2 protein-coding genes are annotated in these 929 nt (G+C 68.0%); both read left to right on the forward strand.

Features of this window, described 5'->3' with window-relative positions:
- On the forward strand, nucleotides 1-495 hold a 495-nt coding region (locus tag A5691_RS28255; RefSeq protein ID WP_068266408.1), incomplete at its 5' end, for a TetR/AcrR family transcriptional regulator.
- 76 nt (nucleotides 496-571) lie between these two features.
- Nucleotides 572-929: NAD(P)-binding protein (locus tag A5691_RS02675; protein WP_156734759.1), on the forward strand; the 358-nt coding region annotated here is incomplete at its 3' end.

Below are 929 nucleotides of genomic sequence, written 5' to 3' on the forward strand. Positions count from 1 at the left end.
GGCAGCCTGTACCACTACTTCCCGAACAAGTCCGAATTGCTGGGCGCGGCCGTCGAGGACATCGAGCGGATCGCGGCGCGCACCGATGTCGCTTTGCCACGGCTGCGGGCGGCCGCCGAGCGGCCGGGGAGCGCGGTCGACCGCATCGGGGCGGTTCTCGACGAATCGGGCCGGCTCATGCGCGAGTATCCAGATCTCGCCGCCTTCGAGTGGGTCATCCGCGCCGAAGGAGTGGTCGGCCCCGATCGGCACATGGACGGGGGAACGGGATTTCAGGCTTTCCGCGAGATCATCGAGGGCGTCGTCGACGACGGCTACCGGCAGGGCGAACTGTCGCGGCCTTCCGATCGGGACAGCGTCGTCGAGGCCCTCTACGCGCTCATCTACGGGTTGGTCGAGTTGGGGGCCACGTCGCCGCCGCGCGATTATCACGCCGCGCTCGACTCGGCCAAGAAGATGATCAGCGGAACGTTGTTCGCCGGCGGGCGCGGATAGCGGCGGGGCCGACACGGCACCGCCTTGATATGATCAAGCGATTGATTATATAGTCGGGCCACGAGAGGACCGGGCCTTGACTGAAACCGTGTCGTTCGACGTCGACGCGCTGCGACGCAAATACGCGGAAGAGCGCGCGCGCCGATTGCGCCCGGACGGCATCGCTCAGTACGTCGAGACGGCGGGGGCATTCGCGCGCTTCGCCGACGACCCCTGGGCAGACGGTGAATTCACGCGCGAGCCGCTGACCGACGAAGTCGACGTCGCGGTGATCGGCGCCGGATTCGGCGGGCTGTTGACGGGGGTGCGGCTGCGTCAGCTCGGCGTCGACAGCGTGCGGCTCATCGACCGGGCGGCCGACGTGGGCGGGACCTGGTACTGGAACCGGTACCCGGGGATTGCCTGCGATGTCGAGTCCTACGTGTTCGTGCCGC

The organism is Mycobacterium sp. E183 (genome assembly GCF_001667735.1).
Classification (GTDB): Bacteria; Actinomycetota; Actinomycetes; order Mycobacteriales; family Mycobacteriaceae; genus Mycobacterium.